Here is a 22775-nt window from a genome sequence, read left to right on the forward strand (position 1 = left end):
TTGCTTCGTACCTCGCAATGACTGTTTGATAAGAGTTTTAAGTAACATGGAAAGACGGAAATTTATACAATACTTAAGCATGGCATCGGCTGTGGGATTAATGCCGGGGCTGGCTTTAGGAAACGACGAAGACCATGTATCGGCTTTTGCTAAAAAACTAAAACCAGTTGGCCGGGCGCTGGAGATGGACGGCTACTATGTTTGGTGTAACAGCCCCATAGAAGGGCCGGACGGTAAAATCCATGTCTTCTTTTCGCGCTGGGTGGCCAGCAAAAAAATGGGCGGCTGGATAAACGGTTCGGAGATTTGCCATGCCATTGCCGATACACCTGAAAGTGAATTTAAATTTATAGACGTGATACTGGCTCCGCGTGGCCCGGGATACTGGGATGCCACTACCTGCCATAACCCATCTATCAAATATGTAGATGGGAAATACTGCCTGTTTTTTATGGGCAATAACAACGGTAAAACCAATACCAAGCGCATTGGCCTGGCCACCGCGCCATCGCTTGATGGGCCATGGACGCGCCCTGACGCGCCTCTGCTGTTACCGGGACCTGAAGGTGCCTGGGATGACCATTGTACTACTAACCCGGCATTTGTAAAACATCCTAACGGACAATACTGGTTGTTCTACAAATCGTGGAACACCAAAGAATACGAAACAGGTACCGATCCGTTGGTGAAAGGCAACCGTAAATATGGGCTGGCTATTGCCGATAAACTGGAAGGCCCGTATGTAAAATATGAAGGTAACCCGGTAATTGATTATTCGGGTAAGGGCCACAATGCCCAATTAGAAGATGCTTTTGTATGGCTGGACAAAGGCAAATTTAAAATGCTGGCGCGGGATATGGGCGTCTACAATCACCAGGATGGGTTGTATATTGAATCCAAAACCGGCAAGAAATGGAATGAGCCGGAGATAGCTTACTTTAACGCCGACCACTATGGCATTGTACAACCACCACCGCCAAAATACCTGAACAAATACGGACGTTTTGAACGACCACAACTGCTATTCCAGAAAGGTAAGCCAACCTACATGTTCACCACATCGCAGGGAGGGAAGTATATGACCGCCTCGCCATTTATTTTTAAGATCGAATCCTAATAAATACCTAATGAAGAAATTCAAATTAGCTGTTACTATTATCTTTTTTCTATCGCCGTGCCTGTCTATCGCGCAAAAGCAAATTCAAAAAATTGATCGCAAGGCGCTGGTAAGCCGCCATAATGTAATAAATACGGCTATGGACACCCTGTCGTCGCTGTCGGTAGGTAATGGTAATTTTGCTTTTACGGTTGATGCGACCGGCATGCAAACCTTCCCGGAATACTACAAAAAAGAGGTACCATTGGGCACGCAATCAGTTTGGGGTTGGGGGAACCTTAAGCTTTCGTCTGAGTATAAATTCAGCGAAACATTAAAGACCTATCATTTTAACGGACGCGATGTTACTTATTCAGTTCAACAGAATAACGCGCCCCAGCATGTAAAAGACGCCGTTAACTATTTTAGGGAAAACCCACACCGGCTGCAATTAGGGAATTTAGGTTTGTTGATACTTAAAAAGGATGGAAGAGAAATTAATGTTAACGATATCAAAAACATCCACCAGGAGCTTGACCTGTGGACAGGTACTATCAAAAGCCATTTTACAGTAGAGGGCGAAACTGTCGATGTGGTTACTTACGCGCATGGTACGGCAAGTGCTATTGATGTTGATGTGACCTCGGCGTTGGTAAAACAAGGGCGATTGAAAATAAGAGTACGGTTTCCATATCCAACCAACCAGTTTTCCGATATGGGAACGAATTACAATAACGATGATAAACATACTTCGGAAATTGGTTTTACAGATGCCTTGGGGACGAATATCCATCACCAGGTAGATGGTAAAGGCTATGTGGTAAACTTAAGCTGGAACGGTACAGCTAAAGTAAAACAGGGACGGGCGCATGAATATATCATCTCACCGGGCAATACAACGAATAAATTGGTATTGTCTTGTAATTTCAGGGATGATCTGAAACCGTTCAATAAGAAAAATATACCGTATTATGGTTCTGATGTCATTAAATCAAGCGGTATTACTGCCTGGAAAAATTACTGGTCAACAGGCGGCGCTGTAGATCTTGCCGGCAGTACCGACCCGCGGGCTAATGAACTGGAACGGCGCATTGTGCTGTCGCAATATTTAATGCGGGTAAATTGTTCGGGGTATGAACCACCGCAGGAAACCGGGCTTACTTATAATAGCTGGTACGGTCGCCCGCATTTGGAAATGGTATGGTGGCACAAAATACATTTTGCACTGTGGGGGCATCCTGAACTGATGGAGAATAGTTTAGATTGGTTTAAGAAAATAGAAAACCAGGGCCGCGCCATAGCTGAAAGACAAGGTTATAAAGGTGTGCGGTGGCCCAAAATGACCGATCCGGATGGTAATGAAAGCCCGTCATCAGTAGGAGCATTCCTTATCTGGCAGCAACCACACCCAATTTACATGGCCGAACTGGCTTACCGCGCACATCCCGATCAAAAAACATTAGAAAGATATAAGGATATTGTTTTCTCGACAGCCGAATTTATGGCGTCGTACGCTTATTTTGATAAGGATAAAGGCACTTATCGTTTAGGCAAAGGATTGATCCCATCGCAGGAAGTCCACAAAGCGGAAAATACTTTTAATCCTCCTTACGAACTGACTTATTGGAACTGGGCCTTAGGCATTGCCCAGCAATGGCGGGAACGTTTAAAACTACCACGGGATAAGCAGTGGGACGAGGTAATAAACAAATTATCACCTTTACCGAAAAAGGATGGTGTATACCTTGAAGCTGAAAGCGCACCTGATTCATACACTAATCCTAAAAACATTACTGACCACCCATCAACGCTGGCTGCTTATGGTATGATGCCGATGAGCAGAATGATGGATACCGCCGTGATGCACCGCACATTTGATGTGATTTGGAAAGGCTGGAACTGGCCAAAAACCTGGGGCTGGGATTTCCCGATGACCGCCATGACCGCCGCCCGCCTGAATATGCCTGAAAAAGCTATCGACGCGTTGTTTATGGATGTAAAAACCAATACTTACCTGCCTGATGGCCACAACTATCAGGATGGCCGCTTAACCATTTACCTGCCCGGTAACGGTGGTCTACTCACCACTATTGCCATGATGTGCGCCGGCTGGGACGGCAGCAAAGGCGATGCGCCTGGCTTCCCGAAAAACGGTAAATGGAAAGTGAAGTGGGAAGGGTTGAAAAGGATGCCGTAGGTTAGTCATTAGTTAATTGGAGATTAGTTAGCATGTATAGTTAATTATCGATAAACATTGAAAGACCAATCTCTAATCACTAACCAAGCAGGACACAACAGGATGCTTCTTTACGGGATATGTGTTAATATAGCACTGTAAATACCCCTTCGGTAACCACCGTTTTGAACCAATTATGAAGCTTAAAATATCATATTTCACATGCGCGCTGCTATTGGCTGTCGCAGGTTTGCTTTTTACTATAGGTGCCAATGCTCAACCAGCACAAAAAGAGCGCATTAAATTTAATTTCAACCCCGGCTGGAAGCTGTTTGTAGGTGATGTCGCGGGCGCCGATCAACCCGGGTTTAACGATACCGATTGGAAGAATATAACGTTGCCGCACGCCTTTAACGAGGACGATGCTTTTAAAGTAGATATACATAACTTAAGCACCGGCATTGCCTGGTACCGCAAGCATTTCAAAATTCCTGCCGAATACGCCCAAAAGAAAGTATTGATAGAGTTTGAAGGCATCCGCCAGGCGGGTGATGTCTATCTGAACGGACAGCTTGTTGGCCGCAACGAAAATGGGGTAATGGCTTTTGGATTTGATCTGACTAAGTTCCTGAAATTCGGTAGCGAAGAAAACGTGATGGCCGTGCGCACCGATAACCATTGGGACTATAAAGAGAAATCGACCAATGCCGCTTACCATTGGAACAACAGTAATTTTTACGCTAACTATGGCGGAATATCAAAAGGCGTTTACTTGCATATTACCAATCCGCTTTATCAAACTTTACCGTTGTATTCCAACCTCGGCACCACCGGCGTTTATGTCTACGCACAGGATTTTAACATCCCGCAAAAGCAGGCGACCGTCACTGTGGAGTCCCAAATAAAAAACGAAGAGAAAACGGCTAAAAATTTCCAATTCGAGGTAAAAATCGATGATCCGGAAGGAAAGACGGTAAAAATCATTAACGGTGGCCAATACAGTATTTCTCCCGGCGAAACAAAGATAGTTAAGGCAAGTGCACCGGTTTCCGGCCTTAATTTCTGGAGCTGGGGTTACGGTTATTTGTACGATGTTTATACAACTTTAAAGGTTGACGGAAAGGTTATCGACGTAGTAAAAACCCGAACCGGCTTCCGCAAAACCGAGTATGGTAACGGGGAAATTAAGCTGAATGACAGGGTGATACAAATGCACGGCTATGCGCAGCGCACCACTAACGAATGGCCTGCTATCGGTCTTTCCGTACCCGCCTGGATGAGTGATCTGAGTAACGGCCTGATGGTTGAAAGTAACGGGAATTTAGTGCGCTGGATGCATGTTACGCCCTGGAAACAGGATGTAGAATCGTGCGACAGGGTAGGTTTAATAGAGAATATGCCTGCCGGCGATGCCGAGGGAGATTCCAAAGGCCGCCAGTGGGAGCAGCGTGTAGAACTGATGCGTGATGCTATTATTTATAATCGTAATAATCCCAGCATATTGTTTTATGAGTCTGGTAACAAAGGCGTTAGTGAAGACCACATGAAAGACATGCGCATGGTGCGCGACCAGTATGATCCGTATGGCGGCCGCGCTTCAGGTTCGCGCGAAATGCTGGATAGCAAAGTCGCCGAATATGGCGGCGAAATGCTATATGTAGACAAAAGCGCGCGCATTCCTTTCTGGGAGATGGAATATAACCGCGATGAAGGCCCGCGCGTTTATTGGGACGAACAAACCCCGCCATATCACAAAGATGGCGATGGCCCTAAACGCAAAGAAGAACCTGGCCCGTACAACCATAACCAGGATTCCTTTGCTATTGAGGATGTGGTACGTTGGTTTGATTACTGGCACGAGCGCCCCGGAACCGGCAAACGTGTAAGTTCAGGCGGGGTAAATATTATTTTCTCCGATTCAAATACACACTTCCGAGGTGAAGAGAATTACCGTACCAGCGGCGAGGTTGATGCCATGCGTATCCCTAAGGATGCGTTTTACGCCCACCAGGCAATGTGGGACGGCTGGGTAGATGTGGCTAATAATCACAGCTATATCATCGGTCACTGGAATTATAAAAAAGGGACTATTAAGAACGTATATGTAGTATCAAGCGGCGATAAAGTTGAGTTGCAGTTAAATGGCAAATCATTAGGTTTCGGTGAACACAGTCACCATTTTCTGTTTACTTTTAAAAATGTGAACTATCAGCCGGGTACTTTAAAGGCTATCAGCTTTGATGCAAAAGGAACTAAACTTGATGAAGCCCAAAAGAAAACTACAGGCGAACCTGTAGCTATTAAGTTAACCCCGCATACCGGCCCGACAGGTTTACAAGCCGATGGCGCTGATTTGGCTTTGGTTGATGTTGAAGTTGTTGATGCTCAAGGAAACCGTTGTCCTACAGCGTTAAACACCATCAATTTTAAACTGGATGGCCCTGCTGAATGGCGCGGCAGCTTAGCCCATGGTGCCACTGATAATTTTATCCTTTCAAAAAGCCTGCCTGTTGCTGGTGGTATCAATAGGGTTATTATTCGTTCAACTCCGCAAGCTGGGAAAATTACCCTCACCGCATCGGCAGATGGCTTAAAAGCTACCACAACCAGTATCGATTCAAAACCATTTAACGTCGTTAACGGTCTGGCGACTACCATTCCCGGCGAAGTGCAAAAAGGCAGCTTAAAACGGGGCCCTACACCAGCCGGGCCATCATATGTGGTGTCTCGTATCCCGATAGCTATAAAAGATGCCACAGCGGGCTCGAATGCGGCTGATGTGATAAAAACATTTGACGACAATGAGGTGTCGGCCTGGATAAGCGACGGTGTGTTGGCCAACGGTTGGATAAAGTATACCTTCGATAAACCTTCGCTGATAAACGAGGTCACTATGAAAATGAACGGCTGGCGCACCCGTAAATATCCTATCCGTATTTTGGTGGATAAGCAGGAAGTTTACAAAGGCACAACCTCGCAGAGCTTGGGTTATATCACCATTCCGTTTAAAGCGGTTACCGGCAGTTCGTTAACTATTGAGTTATCGGGCGCTAACAGCGAGAAGGACGCGTTTGGCCTGGTGGAAGTAACCGGTAAAAAAGATGATCCGGGTAGCGTAGGGCCCGATCCAAAAGGAAAGTCAGTATTAGGAATAAATGAAATTGAGATATATAAAAATCTTAAACCATAAATAATGAACCAATTATCTATAAAAGGAAAATCCATTATAAGCTTGGGACTGGCTTTAGCTTTAACCGCCACTGCCTTTTCGCAAAAGCTGCCTTCAAAAACTAAAGTAATGGCCGATATGGCTTTGGCCAACCAATACTTTATGCAAAAGTGGCCGGATCCTGGTGCTAAGGTGACCGTAAAGGGTGTTACCCGTGAAAGTACCTTGTGGACACGCGCTGTTTATTACGAGGGTTTGATGGCTATGTATAAGCTTGATCCACAAAAAAAGTATTATGATTACGCGGTTGACTGGGGCGAAAAACACCAATGGGGCCCGCGTGATGGTAAAATTACCCGTAATGCTGATAACCAGTGCGCCGCTCAAACGTATATCGACTTGTACATGATCGATAAAAAGCCCGAACGTATTAAAAAGATGCAGGAATGCATTGACCTGATGGTGAACAGCGACAAAATTGATGACTGGAACTGGGTAGATGCATTGCAGATGGCCATGCCGGTATTTGCCAAATTTGGTGTGCTGTATAACGACAACAAGTACTACGAAAAAATGTACCAGATTTATAATTACACTAAAACGGTACACGGCGGCAAGGGTTTATATAACCCTGTAGACCACTTATGGTGGCGCGATAAAGATTTTGTGCCCCCCTACAAAGAACCAAACGGTGCTGATTGTTACTGGTCACGTGGGAATGGTTGGGTAGTAGCGGCTTTGCTACGCGTGTTGGAAATTATGCCGAAAGATGCCCCGCACCGTGATGAATATCTGAAAACCTATAAGGAAATGATGGAAGCGCTGATTCCGTTGCAGCGCGAGGATGGCTACTGGAACGTGAGTTTGAAAGATCCATCGCATTTTGGCGGTAAGGAATTATCTGGCACTGCTTTGTTTACTTACGGCATGGCCTGGGGTATTAATAATGGCATCCTGAAAAAGAAAACTTATTTACCTGTACTAACGAAAGCCTGGAACGCCATGAGCACCGAATGTCTGCACAAAGATGGTATGCTGGGCTATGTGCAGGGCACGGGTAAAGAGCCTAAAGACGGTCAGCCGGTTGGATATGATAACGTACCTGATTTTGAGGATTACGGCTTAGGCTGTTTCCTTTTAGCCGGCAGCGAGGTTTATAAACTGGCGAAATAACACATTATATAAGCCATATTATTGGATATAATTAATGAAAAGAATTACCGGAATTATTTTAGGGTCAATAATAAGCCTGACAACTTTTGCCCAAACCAAACAAGGCAACACTTACTTGTTCAATTATAAAAATGAAAAGGTAAGGCTGGAGTTCTGTTCGGCAGATATGTTCAGGGTGCGAGTAAGTAAGAATGGCAAATTTGCACCCGATGAGCATCTGATGCAGATAAACTATAATTGGCCAAATATTCCGGTAAAGGTTTCTGATAGTAAAAGTATCACTTCGTTTTCCACAGGGAAGATTGTTGTTAAAGTTAGCAAAGCACCGTTTGGGGTAAGTGTTTATACGGTAAACGGTAAACTAATTTCTGCGGATAAAATTGGTATAACGCGCGATAAGGATGTAGTAGGCAGCGCCAAACAGCTACAACCTGATGAGCATTTTTTTGGATTTGGTGAGCGGATGGACTTTACCGATCAGCGCAATAAGCTATTGAAACTGGATGTTGGTCGGGGCAAAAGCCGGGATAATTTGTTGGGAGCTTATAATATCAACGAGGCTAATTATTGCCCTGTGCCGTTTTTTATGAGTACGCGCGGTTATGGCGTTTTCTTGCATAATTCATCCGCAACGGAATGGGATATGGGTAATACCAGCAATAATACCTACAGCTTCAAGGCTGCCGATGGCGAACTGGATTATTACTTTGTTTATGGCCCTTCATTTCCTTCTATATTAAATAGTTATCTCTCAATTACTGGTAAATCACCACTGTTATCCCGTTTTGCTTTTGGCCTGCACATGGGCACTTACAGTGGCGGTACATGGGGGCACGAGGAACTTACTTCTGATAAATATGTGGTGGCTTTAGGGCGTAAAATGCGGGAGATGGGTATTCCCGTCGATATCCTGATCTTGGATTCTACCTGGCGTTTATTTGGCGAGAACGGCGGTAAAGGCGCGACTACTTTTGAATGGCGCGAAACCTTCAAAAATCCTAAGTCTATGTTCGATAGCCTGTATGCGATGAACTTCAAAATGGTGGGTCTGCATATCCGTCCGCGTTTTGATAACTCAAAAAACCTCCACTTGCTCGATCAGGCCCGTGCCAAAGGCTTTACTTATCCTGAAAAAGATAATCCCGGCGAATTTGTGAATGTGTTTGATCAGAATGCGGTGAACTGGTGGTGGGATAATGGCGTAATGAAAGTAGCATCGCTGGGCGCCAAATTCCTTAAAACCGACGAGGGTAGCGCCTTTGGTGCATTGGCTAATGAAAGTGAAAAAGTTGGGCCCACGGGCAAGGTGGTATCGCAACTGCATAACGTTTTCCCTATTGCTTATGCCAAAGCGCCGTTCCTTAAATTTCAGGAATATAACGGTATGCGCGGTTTAAACCAAACCCGCGAAGGGTACGCAGGCATACAGCGCTACCCCTATATTTTTGCCGGCGACTGGCCGAGCGAGTGGCAATACTTCGCGCCGGTAATTAAGGCTGGTATAAATATCGGACTATCCGGCGTGGGCTATTGGGCGCATTGCATGGGCGGCTTCGAACATCCTGCCGACCCTGAATTGTATATGCGCTGGGTGCAGTTCGGCATGTTTAGTCCGGTAGCTATGGTGTTTGGGATGGATCACCCCGGCTATAAAGAACCCTGGAATTATGGGGCAGGTGCCTTAGCCAATTTTAAAAAGTACGATGACCTGCGTTACCGCTTGATCCCATACATCTACAGCAACGCCTATACGCAATATCAAACTGGTATGCCGTTGATGCGGGCGCTGGTATTAGAACATCAGGATGATACTAATACTTACGATGTGGGAGATGAATACATGTTCGGCAATAGCTTTTTAGTAGCACCTGTAACGGTTAAAGGCGCGCAAACACGAACTGTTTACCTGCCTGAGGGTACCTGGTTCAATTATTGGACGGGGGAGAAATATACCGGCAAGCAATACATCCACATCCTGACACCAATGGATCAATTGCCGCTATTTGTAAAAGGTGACGCTATTATCCCTATGCAAAACGCCCGCAGGTATATGGACGAAAAACCTGTGGATGAGATTACCCTGGATATTTTCCCCTATAAATCATCACAGTTTCAGTTGTATGAAGATGATGGCACCAGTCTGAAATACCAGCAAGGTGAATCGAGCATAACTAATATAACCACAGTAAGCAGCAATGAAAGTTTAGCTGTGAATATTGCTTCACCTGTTGGGAAGTTCATACCAACCTCGCACACTTATTTAACTAAAATACACTGGAATAATGGTAATGCGCCGTCATCCATAACCGAAAATAATGAAGGTTTGAAGAAAGCGGGGAGCGCGGAAGATCTACAAACCAAAGCCGGCTGGTATTATGATAAAGCTAATAACCTGCTTTGGATTAAAACAATCCACAGCAACCGTGCCGTTATAAATTTGGTGGTGAAATAGGTATTAATCTTTCCGGATAACGCTCTCGCCGTTCAGCACTTGTAGCTTTAATCCAGCAAGGTCTATATCCTCTACATGCTCCAGTATGAAACCGGTTTTAGCAGTGATTGCACAATCTTTAAACATCACACCACGGATAGGGCTTGTAGCCAACCCGTGCATATCGCCAACAGCATCAACGTCGCCTTTAATGTTTATCAGTTTGATGTTTCTAACCACCGGCGGTATTTGCGATGGCGCCTTCGCAGCGCCAACCATACGCCAGGCCATGTTAAATTCAAAAGCCTTTTTGGTGCCGTGCAGGGTGATATCCTGGTAAGTAATATCTTCTACCACGCCACCGCGACTGGGCTGTGTTTTAAAACGGATAGGCGCCCAGTTATTAGCATCAACTACACAATCCTTCACCAACACTTTATTAATACCGCCTGATGTTTCACTGCCCATAGCCACGCCACCATGGCCGTAATCAAACCGGCATTTATCTATCAGGATGTTAGTGCTCGGGCGGTTTACCCTTAAGCCATCCTCGTCCTTGCCCGATTTGATAGAGATACAATCATCGTTCACATCAATGCTGCAATCAGTAATATGCACGTCATCACTGCTGTCAATATCCATCCCGTCCGAACTGGGGATGTTGTGATCCGCGCTGATATTGAGGCCTTTTATTAACACTTTAGAGCAGTACAATACATGCAGGCACCAAACCGCCTGATTATGCAGCGTTAGGTCGCTAATGCTTACATCTTTGCAATTCTGAAAACATATCAGCCTCGGGCGGCCTAAGCGCTGGCCGCTGGCCGACCTGCCGCGTTTAGTCCAGGCATCTCCTGAACCATCAATAGTTCCTTCGCCGCTAATGCTGATATGTTCAAGATCAATAGCATTAATAAAGGCGGATGTCCACAGGCGTTCTTCACCTTCCCAGCGGGTTTGTATTTGCGGGTAATCGTCCTGGTTGATGGAACCTTTCAGTACACCGCTTTTAGCCACCGATAAGCTAACGCCTTTTTTCAGGAATATCGCACCGCTGATAAAAATACCTTTCGGCACCAGCACCGTACCGCCGCCCTTAGCCGAACACGCGTCAATAGCTGATTGGATGCTTTTTGTATTGATGGTTCGGCTGTCCCCCACAGCACCATAATCGGTAATATTGTAGGTTTTGACTGCCTTGTTGATGAACGATGAACATAACAACGCTATTACAACTAATAAAGAAACCCTTTTCATAACCTATTTTGTGCGGTGAATAATGATAAATTTTGTTTGATGCGCTGGCAGATCAAGTGTAAGGCTAGATTGGCCATTTTTATTTAGAGCATTAATAGGTGCTATGTTTCCTGTCGCGGCGTCCCATAGCTCTGCTTTACCGCTGCCGCTTAAAGTTGCTTTAACATTTTGTGGCTGATCACCCTCATTGAAAAAGAAATATAATTCCGCATCGTTCCAGCTACGGTGCAGGTATTTAATGGTAGGGGCAGGGTTATTTAATTTTACATCTTTTGGTAATGTGTTAATGACGGCGTTAGTCAATTCGGTTGTTTTTCCCTTTATGTTTGATAAGCGAGCATCCTTATAAGTTTTTCCGGCTATTTCCGGGTACGGCCCGGTATAGATCACTTTGCCACCTGTTTGTTCGAATGCTTTTAATCGGGTAATAGCCGTTTCAGTCATTACACTTACGGTTGAAATGATAATAGCCCTGTATTGCTGACCGCTTTGATTGGTAAATGTGCCTTTGCCCAATTTAAATACGGTTTCCAGCGATTGGTTATCTATGTAATCAAAATCAACCTGGTGTTCCAACAATTGCTTGCTGATGGCCAATAGCGAGGTATTCGATTCTTTATTACCCATCCACATACTCTCGGTAGGGCAATAGACACCGACTTGTGCTGCTGGCTTGCCGTTGGCTAAAAGGTACGAAGCGCGATTAGCATAATCTACCATAGCGGGGAATCCTGCCTCGGCCATATAACCAGATGGCCCGCCGCGACCGCCTGCGGATGATGACCAGAACATAAACTCGAAAAGGTTAATGCCTCGCACCAATTGCTCGTTCACCACCCAGCGGGCATCGTCTACTGTTGGCTTAGGGGTATAGGCTGCGAAGCTTTCACTCAAAGCGCGCGGGTGTCCATACAAGTGCGCTGCAGACGAGGCCAGCTTAGGGAAATCGGCCACGTTATCATACCATATTTGGTGCCAAATGGCATCAACGCCGGGTATCTGAACGTAACGCATATCTTTAAAAAAGTCGCCTTCGGTACGGGCCAGGTCCATCAGCATATCCTCATGGTCAATGTGTACCATATATTCAAGGCCGTTCTGCGCACACCAATCGCCCTGAACTTTAAAGAAATTGTCCCGGTATAAGTCCGACCATACATCCCAGAAATCAGCCTTAGCTAACTTTTGTTCTTTGGTTGGGTTTGGGGTAAAGAATGAAGCGATAAAAGGCTTAACATCATAGCCTTTACGCTTTTTAAAGATAGAATCCAGTCCCGGTGTCCATGGCGTAAAGTTGTATTCTGGTTCATCGCCACGGAAACCTAAAACCGTTTTGCCAAACTCGTTACCAATATATTTTTTGTATTGCACGTGGGTAAATTCTAAAAACTGGCGCGTGGCCACAGGGTTCAAATAATCGCAAAGGGAATTAACTGTATCCTTGCCGCCTGTTGGGTTGTTTGAAGCCCGGGTTACTGATGTTTTAAAGCGATGCTGTATCAATAACACTTGCCATTCGCCCGGTTTGGCTGTCCAGTTTAAATGATGATTGCTGATATCAATAATCTCATTCGTTTTAGTTTCATTATTAACCGCAACAGCGCTGATTACCGATTGGTCTAATTGTTCATTCGCGGTTTCGCCTTCTTTTAAACCGATACGTTTATAAACCACTAGGCCTTGCATACGCAAATCTGGCCGTTCACGGCTGAATTTACCGCCGGCAAAACCGCTTGGGTATTTACCTTCGTCAATAATCCACAGGTGCATGCCCCGTTTTTTCAATTCCTCTACCACTATTTGTACGGTTTTAAACCAGCCATCTGACAAGTAAGGATCGTTCATTTTATAGCCGGCTTCGATAGTAACAACACGTAAGCCTGTTTTACAGATAGCATCCAGATCTTTAACAATACTCTCCCGTGTAACAGGCCCCTGCAAGCCCCAGGTAAGGGTTTGGCCGTACGGGAGCGGATAATTTTTCAGGTTAGCCTGCATTTCCGCATATGTAGGATTGGTCAATCTTTGCCATACCGCGTTCTGTGCTTTAAGGTTAAGCGCACACGACAGACAGGCCATAAGTAGTATGAGTTTTTTCACGTGGATTATTGGTTAAGCTTGAATAATTTTTTTCCGGGAGTAAGGGTAGGCCAGTCTTCATCATCCATATACATGGGTTTGATGTTTAACAGCGATGCGCCATTGGCCGAGCGGGTATAGGCATGGTAAACTATAAAAGTGGTATCGCGTTCGGTAAAAAAGCCGTTGTGACCACGGCCTGGCTCTTCGTTATCGCCTTCCAAAAACAAGGTATATTTATTATCTACCCAGCTTTCCCCATTTTTATTTAGATAAGGGCCTTTAATGCTTTTTGCGCGACCAATAACTATCTGGTAGGTACTGCTTAAGCCCTTGCAGCAAATACCGCGCGAAGCAAAAATATAATAATATTTAGGCCCGCGGATAATAAAAGTACCCTCGCCCAGTTTGGTGGTGATAGTCGTTAACTCAGGCGGATCGCTTAGGAGTTTGCCTGTTTCAGGATTAAGTTGAACCAGGCGCAGTCCTTTTTGAAACGAACCGTAAACCAGCCACGCCTTCCCATCTTTATCCTGTATAGCGTTAGGGTCTATTACATTTACGCCTTCGCCGCCATTCTTAAAACTGATGATCTGGCCTTGGTCAACCCACTTATAATCAGGATCTTTTGGGTTAAGCGTGGTATTGGTTGCCAAACCAACCGACGAATTAAAGTTCATCCAGGCCGATACGGAATAGTATAGATAGTACTTACCCTTATAATAATGGATATCCGGCGCCCAAAGGCTGCCATCCTGATTTGGAATGTCGTTTTTGAACCAGGAAGGCATGTTTTCGGGATTAAATACCCGGCCGGCATTTGTCCAGTGTATCCTGTCCTTCGATATTTTTATGCTGATGCCTTTGCCGGTGTGGAACACATAATAGGTGTCGCCTTGTTTTATCATCACTGGGTCGTGTACCCTTATATCACCCTGTAAGGGTATATCTTGCGCGATAGTTTTCGAATAAAAACAAATAATTATAAATAATAATAAGATGTTATTTGATGTTTTTACGATGTTTTTCATAAAATTAATTTATTTCACAGGTTTTACACCTTCCGATGTCATGACCACTCTTTTTATGGTGCCGTCGGGATTGTAGTACAGATAATCGATACACACCGACCGGTGGAAACTTCCGGCATCTGGCGTTATCGCGCCATTATGGTAAATGAAGTATGACTTTCTTTTAAAATCAATAATGGCCTGATGGTTGGTATTACTGTTACCGGCAATCTCGTTCAGTATACCTTTATATTCCCACGGCCCCGTAATTTTGCGGCTCATGGCGTAGGCTGTCTTCTCGGGGAACTCGTAAGCATACGACAAATAGTACCAGCCTTTGTGCTTATGTATCCATGGTGCTTCGGTGTAATGCGGTAGCGTAAAGGTTTTAATATCTCCGTCAAGCTCTATCATATTCTTCTTCAGTTTAGCGTAGTAGCAAACCGTGTTTCCCCAAATCAGGTAAGCCTGGCCGTCGTTATCAATAAACACGGTAGGGTCAATGTCATCCCAACTAATTTTGGTTTGGGTGGTCATATCGTTGGTGATTATTGCCGAACCCCGCGCGTCTTTATATGGCCCTTCAGGCCGGTCGGCTACAGCCACACCTATGGCTTTACCATGAATGGTGCCATGCTCAACAGCCACATACCAGTAAAACTTCCCATCGCGTTCAATTACCTGTCCCGCCCAGGCATCGTCTTTAGCCCAGGCAAAATCTTTTACATTTAGGGGAGAGGGGTGTTCTGTCCAGTTCACCATATCGCTTGATGAAAAACAAAGCCAGTTGTGCATGCGGTAGCTGTTCACTTTCACCGGCGCTTCATCGTGCCCGGTATATAGATATACATTGCCTTTATAAACCAGTGCGGCCGGGTCGGCGGTGTATTGGTGACGGATGATAGGGTTACCGTTTGAATGGATAACGGTATCAGCCTTTTGCGCCGAAGCGGTTAAGCCTGAAAATGCAAGCGCAGCGCAGAGTAATATGTGTAGTTTCTTCATATTTATGGTTTAGCTAACTCAACCACAGGCCAGTTATTCACCCAGCTGAGTTTCTCAATTCTTAGTTTAGATCTTCCGTTGTCGGCAGCATCATACCCGTGGAATACCAGGTAATCAATGCCATCAAATTCGCAGACCGCGTTATGGCCGACGCCGTACCAGTTCTTGTCGCCCTGTAAAACAATATCGCCACCGCCATGACTTAGCGGAATGTCCTTGCTATCAACATAAGGCCCTTTTATATTTTTTGAGCGACCGACGATCATTTTGTAAGTGCTGCGCGGGCCTTTGCAGCAATAATCTATCGAGGCAAACAGGTAGAAGTATTTCCCTTTACGGAAAATGAACGGCGCTTCAATAGCGTTGCCTCCGGCATCTTTAGGGTTATCATCAATAGCGGGCGGATTAGCATCAGACGTGGCCTTTTTCCTGCTGGCAATGGTTGGCAGGTTATCCGGACTTTCGGCGATGCTCAAGCGGTCTTTATTGAGCTTTACAAGCTTTAGCCCATCCCAAAAGGAGCCGAAGCTGAGGTAGGGCGTGCCATCCTTATCAACCGCCAGGTTTGGGTCTATGGCGTTCCAATTGGTTTTGTTGGGATACGATTGGATGATCTTCCCGTGGTCAGTCCATTTATAATCAGGGCTATTGGTGTGCAGCGTAGGGCTGGTAGCCAAACCAATAGCCGAGGTGTTTTTACCAAATGCCGATACCGCGTAATAAAGATAATAAGTGCCTTTGTAGTAGGAGATATCAGGCGCCCAAATACTGTTCCTGAAGCCGGGGATAGCCTCAACCGCCCATTGCGGTGCTGTTGCAAATACTTTAGGCTCGGCCTTCCAATGCACCATATCTGTCGACGACCACACGTTGATGCCATTGCCGGTGCAGAACACATAATACACGCTATCCTGCTTAATCATTACCGGGTCATGCACGGGGATATTAGTGCGCAGTTCCTGGGCATAGCTGTACCTTGTGAATAATAACAGTAATATGTAGATTAAGCGTTTCATTTTCAAATTGTTATTGCGAGGAGCGGAGCGACGTGGCAATCTCGTAGTTTGATTAGCGCGCTATGAGATTGCCACGCTATCGCTCGCAATGACATGTTTTTTTAGTTTCATTTTACCAATCAATCTTAACTAACTCCACAGCCTGCGCCTGTAAAGTTGTTTTTAATCCTACTGTACCTTTAGCTGTATTCATTTTTACCGGCTTGCCGTTCATTTTCAGCATCCCGGCCTTTTCCAGTTCAGTTATTTGCTCTGCCGCAGGGTTTTGCGGTGAGCCCATCTTCTTCCAAACCTCGTACGAATTGCTGTGATCCCAATCTACCAGGTAGCAGGTTACATTCACCGTTTTTACCGGGATGTTATTTACATGTAACACCACATTATGCGGCACACGGTTATTGTCTTCATCATGATAATTCCACAACATCACCGCTGCTGTTTTGCTGTCTGTAGAAGCTAATGCGCCTACATCTGCCTGTTTTCGGATGCCCGAATCGACAACCAGTTTGGTGTCGTACATAGCCGCGTCCTGTACTTCAACACGCTTGCCTTTCATCATGCCAAACATGCGGAAAACATTCAGCACCGGTTTATCTACACCGTTGGTAGCCAGATCGCGGAAGCCGGCAAACCAAGGCTGGTCTTCGAACTCGAATGACCAGCTAACAGCGCCGATGAGGTTAATATGATACTGATCGGCCAGCAGGTAGGCCCTTGCAAAGGAGGCAGCAGTATAACTGGAATATAAGGTGCCGTTGCGATAGGCATTTTCTGGATTAGTGTTCATGCCGCAGGCCGCGCAACCTTCCGGGTCGGATTCGCCAATGATAACCGGGATGCTATTCAATTGCGGATACGAGCTGATGAGCTTGAACATATTGTTCATATTGCGTAATTGGTTACTAATGCCCATGCGCACCTGTCCATTGCTTATCCGTGGCGAACCTTTGGCGTGAAACAATACCGCATCCAATGGTGAACCTATTTTGCCGGTTACAAAGTTGGTGTCCTTTAAGCAGTGGTTCAAAAAGCCGGTTAAAAACTTCATGCCGCCGCCGGTTACATTGCAGCCGCCAATACGGGCCGATGGTAAAGCGCGTTTTACACCATCGGCTGCATAGTCGTATAGTTTATAAAATTCTGTCGGGGTGCCTTTCCAGTAAGCGCCGTCGGGTTCGTTCCAAACTTCCCAATACCAGCTGGCTACTTCTTTAGCGCCATAACGGTTCACACAATGTTTTACCCAATTATAAACCAGGTCGCCCCATTTTTTGTAATCTTTTGGCGGGTAAGCCCAGCCTGTTTCAATGGCTTTATATTCAATACCTGGTTTCCAATGGTGCTGGTAGGGCTGGGGACGGGTAGAAAGCGCTTCGGGCATAAAACCTAATTGTGCCAAAGGCTTCATGCCGCGCTTTATGTAAGTATCAAAAATGCTGTCGACAATGCGGTAATTGTATATAGGGTTGCCGTTGGCATCTTCAGTATATATATTGGTCGATCCCCACTTAAGGGCTGGTGTACCATCACCAGATGTCATGAGGTTGTGCACCCGCATATAAACCGGCACAGGGCCTAATTGCGATAACTCTGTAAGCAGTTTGCGCCCATCCTTCATATACGTGTAGTTGGGTTCATCGTGCCCAAACCAGGCCCATATAGGTTTCATATCGCCTATCGTTTTGCTGATATCTACATTAACGTTTACATCAGGTTGTATTTGCGCATCAGTGTAACTATACAGGCACACAGCAAGCGCTAAAAGCAGCCCCTTACGGTACAGGTTTTTCATCAGGTTTATTACAGTAAATAATTGGCGTTAAAAACTATTTAAATGTAATAAATACATTTATTAATTAAGCGTGCTGTAGCATATTATTTACATAATGCGGGACAGGGGAGGATGGATGATAGCAAGCAATAACAAACAGCCTTACATAGTTTAATAACTATGTAAGGCTGTTTGTTATAAATAAATGCTTTGGGTATGGGTTTGCTTATTTATAAACCGAAACGTGCGTGGTTTTGATGCTTAGCAGGAAAGATTTTCCAACGCTGATCTTTACATTTCTGTTCTGCAAAATACCGCTAATTACCTCATCGTTCTTTAGCAGTTCAAACAGGTCGCGTGCAATGGCCGATCCGCTGATGTTGTTGATTACACGGCCATTTTCCATGTTGATATTGAAAGTATAGCCAGATTTGCCGCGGTCGCCCGCTGATTCGAAATCGGTAATGTTCAATTTAAAACTCTGGTCTTCGTTCAGGCTTCTTTTCAGATGCAGGCGAATAACAGGCAAATATTTTTTCCAGGTGGTTAAGTACTTTCTTTCTTCCATGTAGCGGGTAAAGCTACGGTTAATAACCCGGGTATTTACTAAATAGTTAGATTAGATTTATTGTAGATTAACTATCATAGTGATCTGGCTGTTTTGGCAGTACACTTATCTCAATAAAATCGCACAAATTTTAATAGGACGCTTAAATTACCGTTTATTTAATTTATTTGTTTACCTTGCGTCCTTTAAAATTTATAATACAATACAATGAACGAAGGAACAGTAAAATTTTTCAATGTAACAAAAGGTTTCGGCTTTATTACCCCTAACGGCGGTGGTGCTGACGTATTTGTACATTCTTCAGGCCTTATCGATGAAATCCGTGAAAACGACAAAGTTAACTACGAAGTTGAAAACGGTAGAAAAGGCGTAAACGCGGTAAATGTAAAAGTTATCTAAGTATAATAATACCATCAAAATCGTTTCAAGCGTCCGACTGAATAAGTCGGGCGCTTTTTTTATGCATTGCATGCTCGTGCCACTTTGTAGTTTTTTTGGTTAAAAGCAACTAACGTAAGCATAGCGGCAAGGTTTTTGTTTATCTTTTAGATATATATCATCTACATAACGTAAAAGAATATGAAAGATCAAGCTAAAATTATCGCAGCGCTTTTAGTGGGTGCTGCTGCCGGAGCGGCGATAGGTTTATTACTGGCCCCGTCAAGCGGAACCGAACTGCGTGGAGACATTGCCGATTACGTGAACGACCTGGTTGAAAAATCGAAAGAAACAGCGGCGCAAAAGGCTAATGACCTTAAAGGCTATGGCAATAGTGTGGTTGACCGCGCCAAATCACGGGTTAATGGCGTTATGAGCAATTTGTCTGATTATAAAGATCAGCTACGCGGCTCCATAAAAGCCAGCGCTAATGACTATACCGACCAGGCTACCAACTTTGGGGAAGATATGCTGAACAAAGGCAGATCAAAAGTAAAAAATGCAGTTAATGATGTAAGTAATAATGTGCAGGGGATTTAATAACCGTACGATATAACACACACATTGTACCGTATTATTGCAGGAGGATAACATATAGCCACTTGCATTGTACAGTTGTAAATAAAAATTGAGCTCAATTACGGGGCTCAATTTTTATTTTAGCGCATCAAAACTATACTTGCCCATACTCCAGAACTCATCAAGTGCCACTATGCGCGGCTTAAAAAAACTGATCAGCTTTGGCCAGTCTTCCCGGTTATAAATGCTGGCTTTAGGCAATTCTTTATAAATGCGGCTAATTGTTTTACCTTCCATATCGGTATGGTGTAATTGCCATTCCCATTCTTCGCCCAGGTAACTATGCAGCATTGTTTTTAACTCCATAAACTGTTCAAAAAACAGTTCCTGTATGCCCGTATCATAGTGGGTTATCTCAATACCTATACGTGCCAGCCTGTTCTCGGCCTCCATGCGGAAGTATACATGCTTAATGCCGGTTTTGTAATTTATCCAGTTCACCTTTTCACCATCGGCAGATAGCTGCGGCCGTAAATAACGGCCAAAAGTTGTCCAAAATTCCTGTCGTAATTGTGTAGCTTCCGCTTTTGAAAACATGCTGCAATAATAAATATTAACAACTAAATTAGACCGATATTGATTTGGCTATGAAAAAATTAATCAGTTGTTTGTTGTGTGCCATATTGTGCGCACGGGCGTTTGGTCAGGCGCCACCTAAACCATACGGACCTGTCCCGACAAAAGCGCAGGTGGCCTGGCAGGAAACAGAAATGTATTGCCTTATCCATTTTGGGCCAGACACATTTACCGACAAGGAGTGGGGTTATGGCGATGAAGATCCGTCGATATTTAACCCAACAAATTTTAATGCCATGCAAATTGTTGGCGCGGCAAAGGCCGGGGGATTTAAAGGCATTATTGTGGTTGCCAAACACCACGATGGATTTTGTTTATGGCCAACCAAAACTACAGAACATAATATCAGCCACAGTCCGTATAAAAATGGTAAGGGAGATATCCTAAGAGAATACCGCGAAGCTTGCGATAAATTAGGGATGAAGATGGGGGTGTACTGTTCGCCATGGGATAGGAATAGTCCGTTATATGGCAAACCCGAATATGTGACCGATGTGTACCGTAAACAACTAACCGAGCTATACACTAATTACGGCCCGCTATTTATAGTTTGGCACGATGGGGCAAACGGCGGCGATGGGTATTACGGCGGGGCAAAAGAAGTAAGAAAAATAGACCGCTCAACTTATTACGGTTGGGAAATCACCTGGGGACTGGCCCGAAAACTACAACCGGGTGCAGCAATATTTGGCGATGTTGGCCCCGATGTACGCTGGGTTGGTAATGAGAAAGGACAAGCCGGTGAAACCTATTGGGCCACTTACACCCCGCATGCGCCCGAAGAAGGTAAAACCCCGGGCAACGGTTTTGTAAAAGATTGGGAAGGTACGGCCGGACAACGCAATGGCAAGTATTGGATGCCGGCCGAGTGTGATGTGCCGTTACGACCAGGCTGGTTCTATCACCAAAGTCAGGATGAGAAAGTTAAAACACCCGATAGTTTGTTTAACCTGTATTTTAAAAGTGTAGGGCGGGGGGCGTGTCTCGATTTGGGGTTAGCGCCCGATAAAAGCGGAAATCTATATAGCAGAGATGTAGTATCGCTACGCGTATTCGGAGAGCTACTGCACAATACGTTTAAGACTAACCTGGCTAATGGTGCAAAATTAACAGCAAGTAATATTAGGGGAAACAATAAAGCAAAATACGGCCCGCAATTTTTGTTGGATGCTAACCGCTATAGCTGTTGGGCTACAGACGACCATGTAAAAACGCCGCAGTTACTTGTCGACCTTCGTACTCCCAAAACTTTTGACATTATCCAATTACGTGAAAATATTAAATTGGGCCAAAGGATTGATAGTGTGGCTATTGATGTGATGCGAGACAATAAGTGGAAGCAGATAGCTGCTACTACCAGCATCGGTGCAAATAAACTGATACGCCTGCCTGATGTGGTTACTGCAAGGAAAGTACGTTTGCGGATAACAGGTTCACATGCTTGTATAGCGCTTAGCGATTTTGACTTATACAAAGGGGCCATCAGTGTTCATCATCGAAACGTGGAAGTTAGCTTATCACCACCGCCACCGCTGAAACAATGAAGAAGATAATTTTTACCATCATAGCTTGTGCTTTTACTTGTAATGTTTTGGCACAGGGTAAATTGTTATACGATACCCTACAAAAGCCACAATTGATCTCCAAACAGTTCAACTTCACAGAAGGCCCGGCAGTAGATAAGAAGGGAAATATCTTTTTTACCGACCAGCCGGATAATAAGATATGGAAGTATGATACCGAGGGCAAACTATCCGTGTTTATGGATAAGGCAGGCCGTAGTAATGGGATATTTTTTGATAAGAAAGGCAACCTGATCAGTTGCGCAGATGAGCAGGACCAGCTATGGTCGATTAATAAACATGGTAAGGTTACAGTGCTTGTGAATGACTTTGACGGACACCGGCTTAATGGCCCTAACGACCTGTGGGTTAACCGAAAAACCGGCGGCATATATTTTACCGATCCTTACTATCAGCGTGATTACTGGGACCGGAAAACCAGCGACCTTGACGGGCAAAAAGTATATTATCTGCCACCAAATGGCTCGCCAGTAATTGCCGATGACCAGCTTAAAAAACCAAACGGAATAGTTGGCACCCCTGATGGAAATACGCTATATGTTGCAGATATACAGGCTAATAAAACATATAAATACAGTATTGCTGCAGATGGAAAGCTAACCAACAAACAACTCCTAATTAATCAGGGCTCGGATGGGATGACCATTGATGCTGAAGGCAATATATATCTCACCGGAAAAGGCGTAACAGTATATGACCCATCAGGTAAAAAGATAGCGCATATTGATATCCCTGAGCCCTGGACGGCAAATATTTGTTTTGGCGGTAGGGATAGGAAGTTGCTTTTTATTACCGCTTCAACAGCAATTTATACGTTGAGGATGAATGTGAAAGGAGTAGAATAAGAA

Annotated in this window: 17 protein-coding genes; 9 read left to right on the forward strand and 8 right to left on the reverse strand. The window is 44.8% G+C overall.

All coding sequences use genetic code 11. The annotated features are described in order from the left end of the window. The first annotated feature begins 46 nt into the window (after nt 1-46). The 5 genes from IRJ18_RS08510 (at nt 47) to IRJ18_RS08530 (ending at nt 10066) form a co-directional block, all read left to right on the forward strand. Nucleotides 47-1117: a glycoside hydrolase family protein gene (locus IRJ18_RS08510; protein WP_194105758.1), complete on the forward strand. Its 1071-nt coding sequence runs from the start codon at nt 47-49 to the stop codon at nt 1115-1117. A 10-nt stretch (nt 1118-1127) separates the two neighbouring features. Continuing rightward, nucleotides 1128-3293, forward strand: coding sequence for a hypothetical protein (locus IRJ18_RS08515; protein WP_194105759.1), 2166 nt, complete (start codon nt 1128-1130; stop codon nt 3291-3293). Nucleotides 3294-3468: 175 nt separating this feature from the next. Next, on the forward strand, nt 3469-6462 hold the full coding sequence (locus IRJ18_RS08520; protein ID WP_194105760.1) for a glycoside hydrolase family 2 protein: 2994 nt from the start codon (nt 3469-3471) through the stop codon (nt 6460-6462). A 3-nt stretch (nt 6463-6465) separates the two neighbouring features. Next, nucleotides 6466-7614 (forward strand): glycoside hydrolase family 88/105 protein, encoded by a 1149-nt coding sequence (locus IRJ18_RS08525; protein ID WP_194105761.1) that lies wholly within the window; start codon nt 6466-6468, stop codon nt 7612-7614. 34 nt (nt 7615-7648) lie between these two features. Further along, nucleotides 7649-10066, forward strand: coding sequence for a glycoside hydrolase family 31 protein (locus IRJ18_RS08530; RefSeq protein ID WP_194105762.1), 2418 nt, complete (start codon nt 7649-7651; stop codon nt 10064-10066). A gap of 3 nt (nt 10067-10069) precedes the next feature. Here the strand turns inward: IRJ18_RS08530 and IRJ18_RS08535 are convergent, their stop codons facing one another. The 7 genes from IRJ18_RS08535 to IRJ18_RS08565 all read right to left on the reverse strand — a co-directional run bounded on the left by IRJ18_RS08535 (nt 10070) and on the right by IRJ18_RS08565 (nt 18751). Beyond that, entirely contained in the window at nt 10070-11302 is a 1233-nt protein-coding gene (locus IRJ18_RS08535) for a glycoside hydrolase family 28 protein (protein ID WP_194105763.1), read from the reverse strand. Between the two features lie 3 nt (nt 11303-11305). After that, a complete protein-coding gene (locus IRJ18_RS08540) occupies nt 11306-13402 on the reverse strand; it encodes a glycosyl hydrolase (RefSeq protein WP_194105764.1) in 2097 nt (698 codons plus the stop codon). Nucleotides 13403-13407: 5 nt separating this feature from the next. Beyond that, nucleotides 13408-14412 carry an arabinan endo-1,5-alpha-L-arabinosidase gene (locus IRJ18_RS08545; RefSeq protein WP_194105765.1) on the reverse strand — a complete coding sequence of 335 codons (1005 nt, stop codon included), beginning with the start codon at nt 14410-14412 and terminating at the stop codon, nt 13408-13410. A gap of 9 nt (nt 14413-14421) precedes the next feature. Beyond that, nucleotides 14422-15396 (reverse strand): glycoside hydrolase family 43 protein, encoded by a 975-nt coding sequence (locus IRJ18_RS08550; RefSeq protein WP_194105766.1) that lies wholly within the window; start codon nt 15394-15396, stop codon nt 14422-14424. A gap of 2 nt (nt 15397-15398) precedes the next feature. Beyond that, nucleotides 15399-16412 (reverse strand): family 43 glycosylhydrolase, encoded by a 1014-nt coding sequence (locus IRJ18_RS08555; protein ID WP_194105767.1) that lies wholly within the window; start codon nt 16410-16412, stop codon nt 15399-15401. 112 nt (nt 16413-16524) lie between these two features. Continuing rightward, entirely contained in the window at nt 16525-18204 is a 1680-nt protein-coding gene (locus IRJ18_RS08560; RefSeq protein ID WP_194105768.1) for a GH39 family glycosyl hydrolase, read from the reverse strand. 205 nt (nt 18205-18409) lie between these two features. After that, nucleotides 18410-18751 (reverse strand): hypothetical protein, encoded by a 342-nt coding sequence (locus tag IRJ18_RS08565; protein ID WP_194105769.1) that lies wholly within the window; start codon nt 18749-18751, stop codon nt 18410-18412. Nucleotides 18752-18958: 207 nt separating this feature from the next. Between IRJ18_RS08565 and IRJ18_RS08570 the strand changes: the two genes are divergently transcribed. Together IRJ18_RS08570 and IRJ18_RS08575 are read left to right on the forward strand one after the other, a co-directional pair. Next, the gene (locus IRJ18_RS08570; RefSeq protein WP_194105770.1) at nt 18959-19150 is read left to right on the forward strand and encodes a cold-shock protein; all 192 of its coding nucleotides are present in this window, start codon (nt 18959-18961) and stop codon (nt 19148-19150) included. 180 nt (nt 19151-19330) lie between these two features. After that, complete coding sequence (locus IRJ18_RS08575) at nt 19331-19729, forward strand: YtxH domain-containing protein (RefSeq protein ID WP_194105771.1); 399 nt, start codon at nt 19331-19333, stop codon at nt 19727-19729. A 114-nt stretch (nt 19730-19843) separates the two neighbouring features. Here IRJ18_RS08575 and IRJ18_RS08580 read toward each other — a convergent pair whose 3' ends face one another. After that, nucleotides 19844-20305 (reverse strand): DUF4268 domain-containing protein, encoded by a 462-nt coding sequence (locus IRJ18_RS08580; protein WP_194105772.1) that lies wholly within the window; start codon nt 20303-20305, stop codon nt 19844-19846. A gap of 50 nt (nt 20306-20355) precedes the next feature. Here IRJ18_RS08580 and IRJ18_RS08585 point away from each other — a divergent pair, with 50 nt between their 5' ends. Both IRJ18_RS08585 and IRJ18_RS08590 read left to right on the forward strand, forming a co-directional pair. Beyond that, nucleotides 20356-21888, forward strand: a complete 1533-nt coding sequence (locus IRJ18_RS08585) for an alpha-L-fucosidase (protein ID WP_194105773.1) — start codon at nt 20356-20358, stop codon at nt 21886-21888. Next, a complete protein-coding gene (locus tag IRJ18_RS08590; RefSeq protein WP_194105774.1) occupies nt 21885-22772 on the forward strand; it encodes an SMP-30/gluconolactonase/LRE family protein in 888 nt (295 codons plus the stop codon). The genes IRJ18_RS08585 and IRJ18_RS08590 overlap by 4 nt, the downstream gene beginning before the upstream one ends. The last annotated feature ends 3 nt before the right edge of the window (nt 22773-22775 follow it).

It is taken from the genome of Mucilaginibacter boryungensis (assembly GCF_015221995.1).
Classification (GTDB): Bacteria; Bacteroidota; Bacteroidia; order Sphingobacteriales; family Sphingobacteriaceae; genus Mucilaginibacter; species Mucilaginibacter boryungensis.

Bases quoted from the DNA above. Each gene is read 5' to 3' on its own strand.
- IRJ18_RS08520 (WP_194105760.1), top strand. From the start codon at position 3,469: ATGAAGCTTAAAATATCATATTTCACATGCGCGCTGCTATTGGCTGTC.
- IRJ18_RS08530 (WP_194105762.1), top strand. From the start codon at position 7,649: ATGAAAAGAATTACCGGAATTATTTTAGGGTCAATAATAAGCCTGACA.
- IRJ18_RS08545 (WP_194105765.1), bottom strand. From the start codon at position 14,412: ATGAAAAACATCGTAAAAACATCAAATAACATCTTATTATTATTTATA.
- IRJ18_RS08585 (WP_194105773.1), top strand. From the start codon at position 20,356: ATGAAAAAATTAATCAGTTGTTTGTTGTGTGCCATATTGTGCGCACGG.
- IRJ18_RS08510 (WP_194105758.1), top strand. From the start codon at position 47: ATGGAAAGACGGAAATTTATACAATACTTAAGCATGGCATCGGCTGTG.
- IRJ18_RS08515 (WP_194105759.1), top strand. From the start codon at position 1,128: ATGAAGAAATTCAAATTAGCTGTTACTATTATCTTTTTTCTATCGCCG.
- IRJ18_RS08570 (WP_194105770.1), top strand. From the start codon at position 18,959: ATGAACGAAGGAACAGTAAAATTTTTCAATGTAACAAAAGGTTTCGGC.
- IRJ18_RS08535 (WP_194105763.1), bottom strand. From the start codon at position 11,302: ATGAAAAGGGTTTCTTTATTAGTTGTAATAGCGTTGTTATGTTCATCG.
- IRJ18_RS08560 (WP_194105768.1), bottom strand. From the start codon at position 18,204: ATGAAAAACCTGTACCGTAAGGGGCTGCTTTTAGCGCTTGCTGTGTGC.
- IRJ18_RS08555 (WP_194105767.1), bottom strand. From the start codon at position 16,412: ATGAAACGCTTAATCTACATATTACTGTTATTATTCACAAGGTACAGC.
- IRJ18_RS08550 (WP_194105766.1), bottom strand. From the start codon at position 15,396: ATGAAGAAACTACACATATTACTCTGCGCTGCGCTTGCATTTTCAGGC.
- IRJ18_RS08575 (WP_194105771.1), top strand. From the start codon at position 19,331: ATGAAAGATCAAGCTAAAATTATCGCAGCGCTTTTAGTGGGTGCTGCT.
- IRJ18_RS08580 (WP_194105772.1), bottom strand. From the start codon at position 20,305: ATGTTTTCAAAAGCGGAAGCTACACAATTACGACAGGAATTTTGGACA.
- IRJ18_RS08565 (WP_194105769.1), bottom strand. From the start codon at position 18,751: ATGGAAGAAAGAAAGTACTTAACCACCTGGAAAAAATATTTGCCTGTT.
- IRJ18_RS08525 (WP_194105761.1), top strand. From the start codon at position 6,466: ATGAACCAATTATCTATAAAAGGAAAATCCATTATAAGCTTGGGACTG.
- IRJ18_RS08590 (WP_194105774.1), top strand. From the start codon at position 21,885: ATGAAGAAGATAATTTTTACCATCATAGCTTGTGCTTTTACTTGTAAT.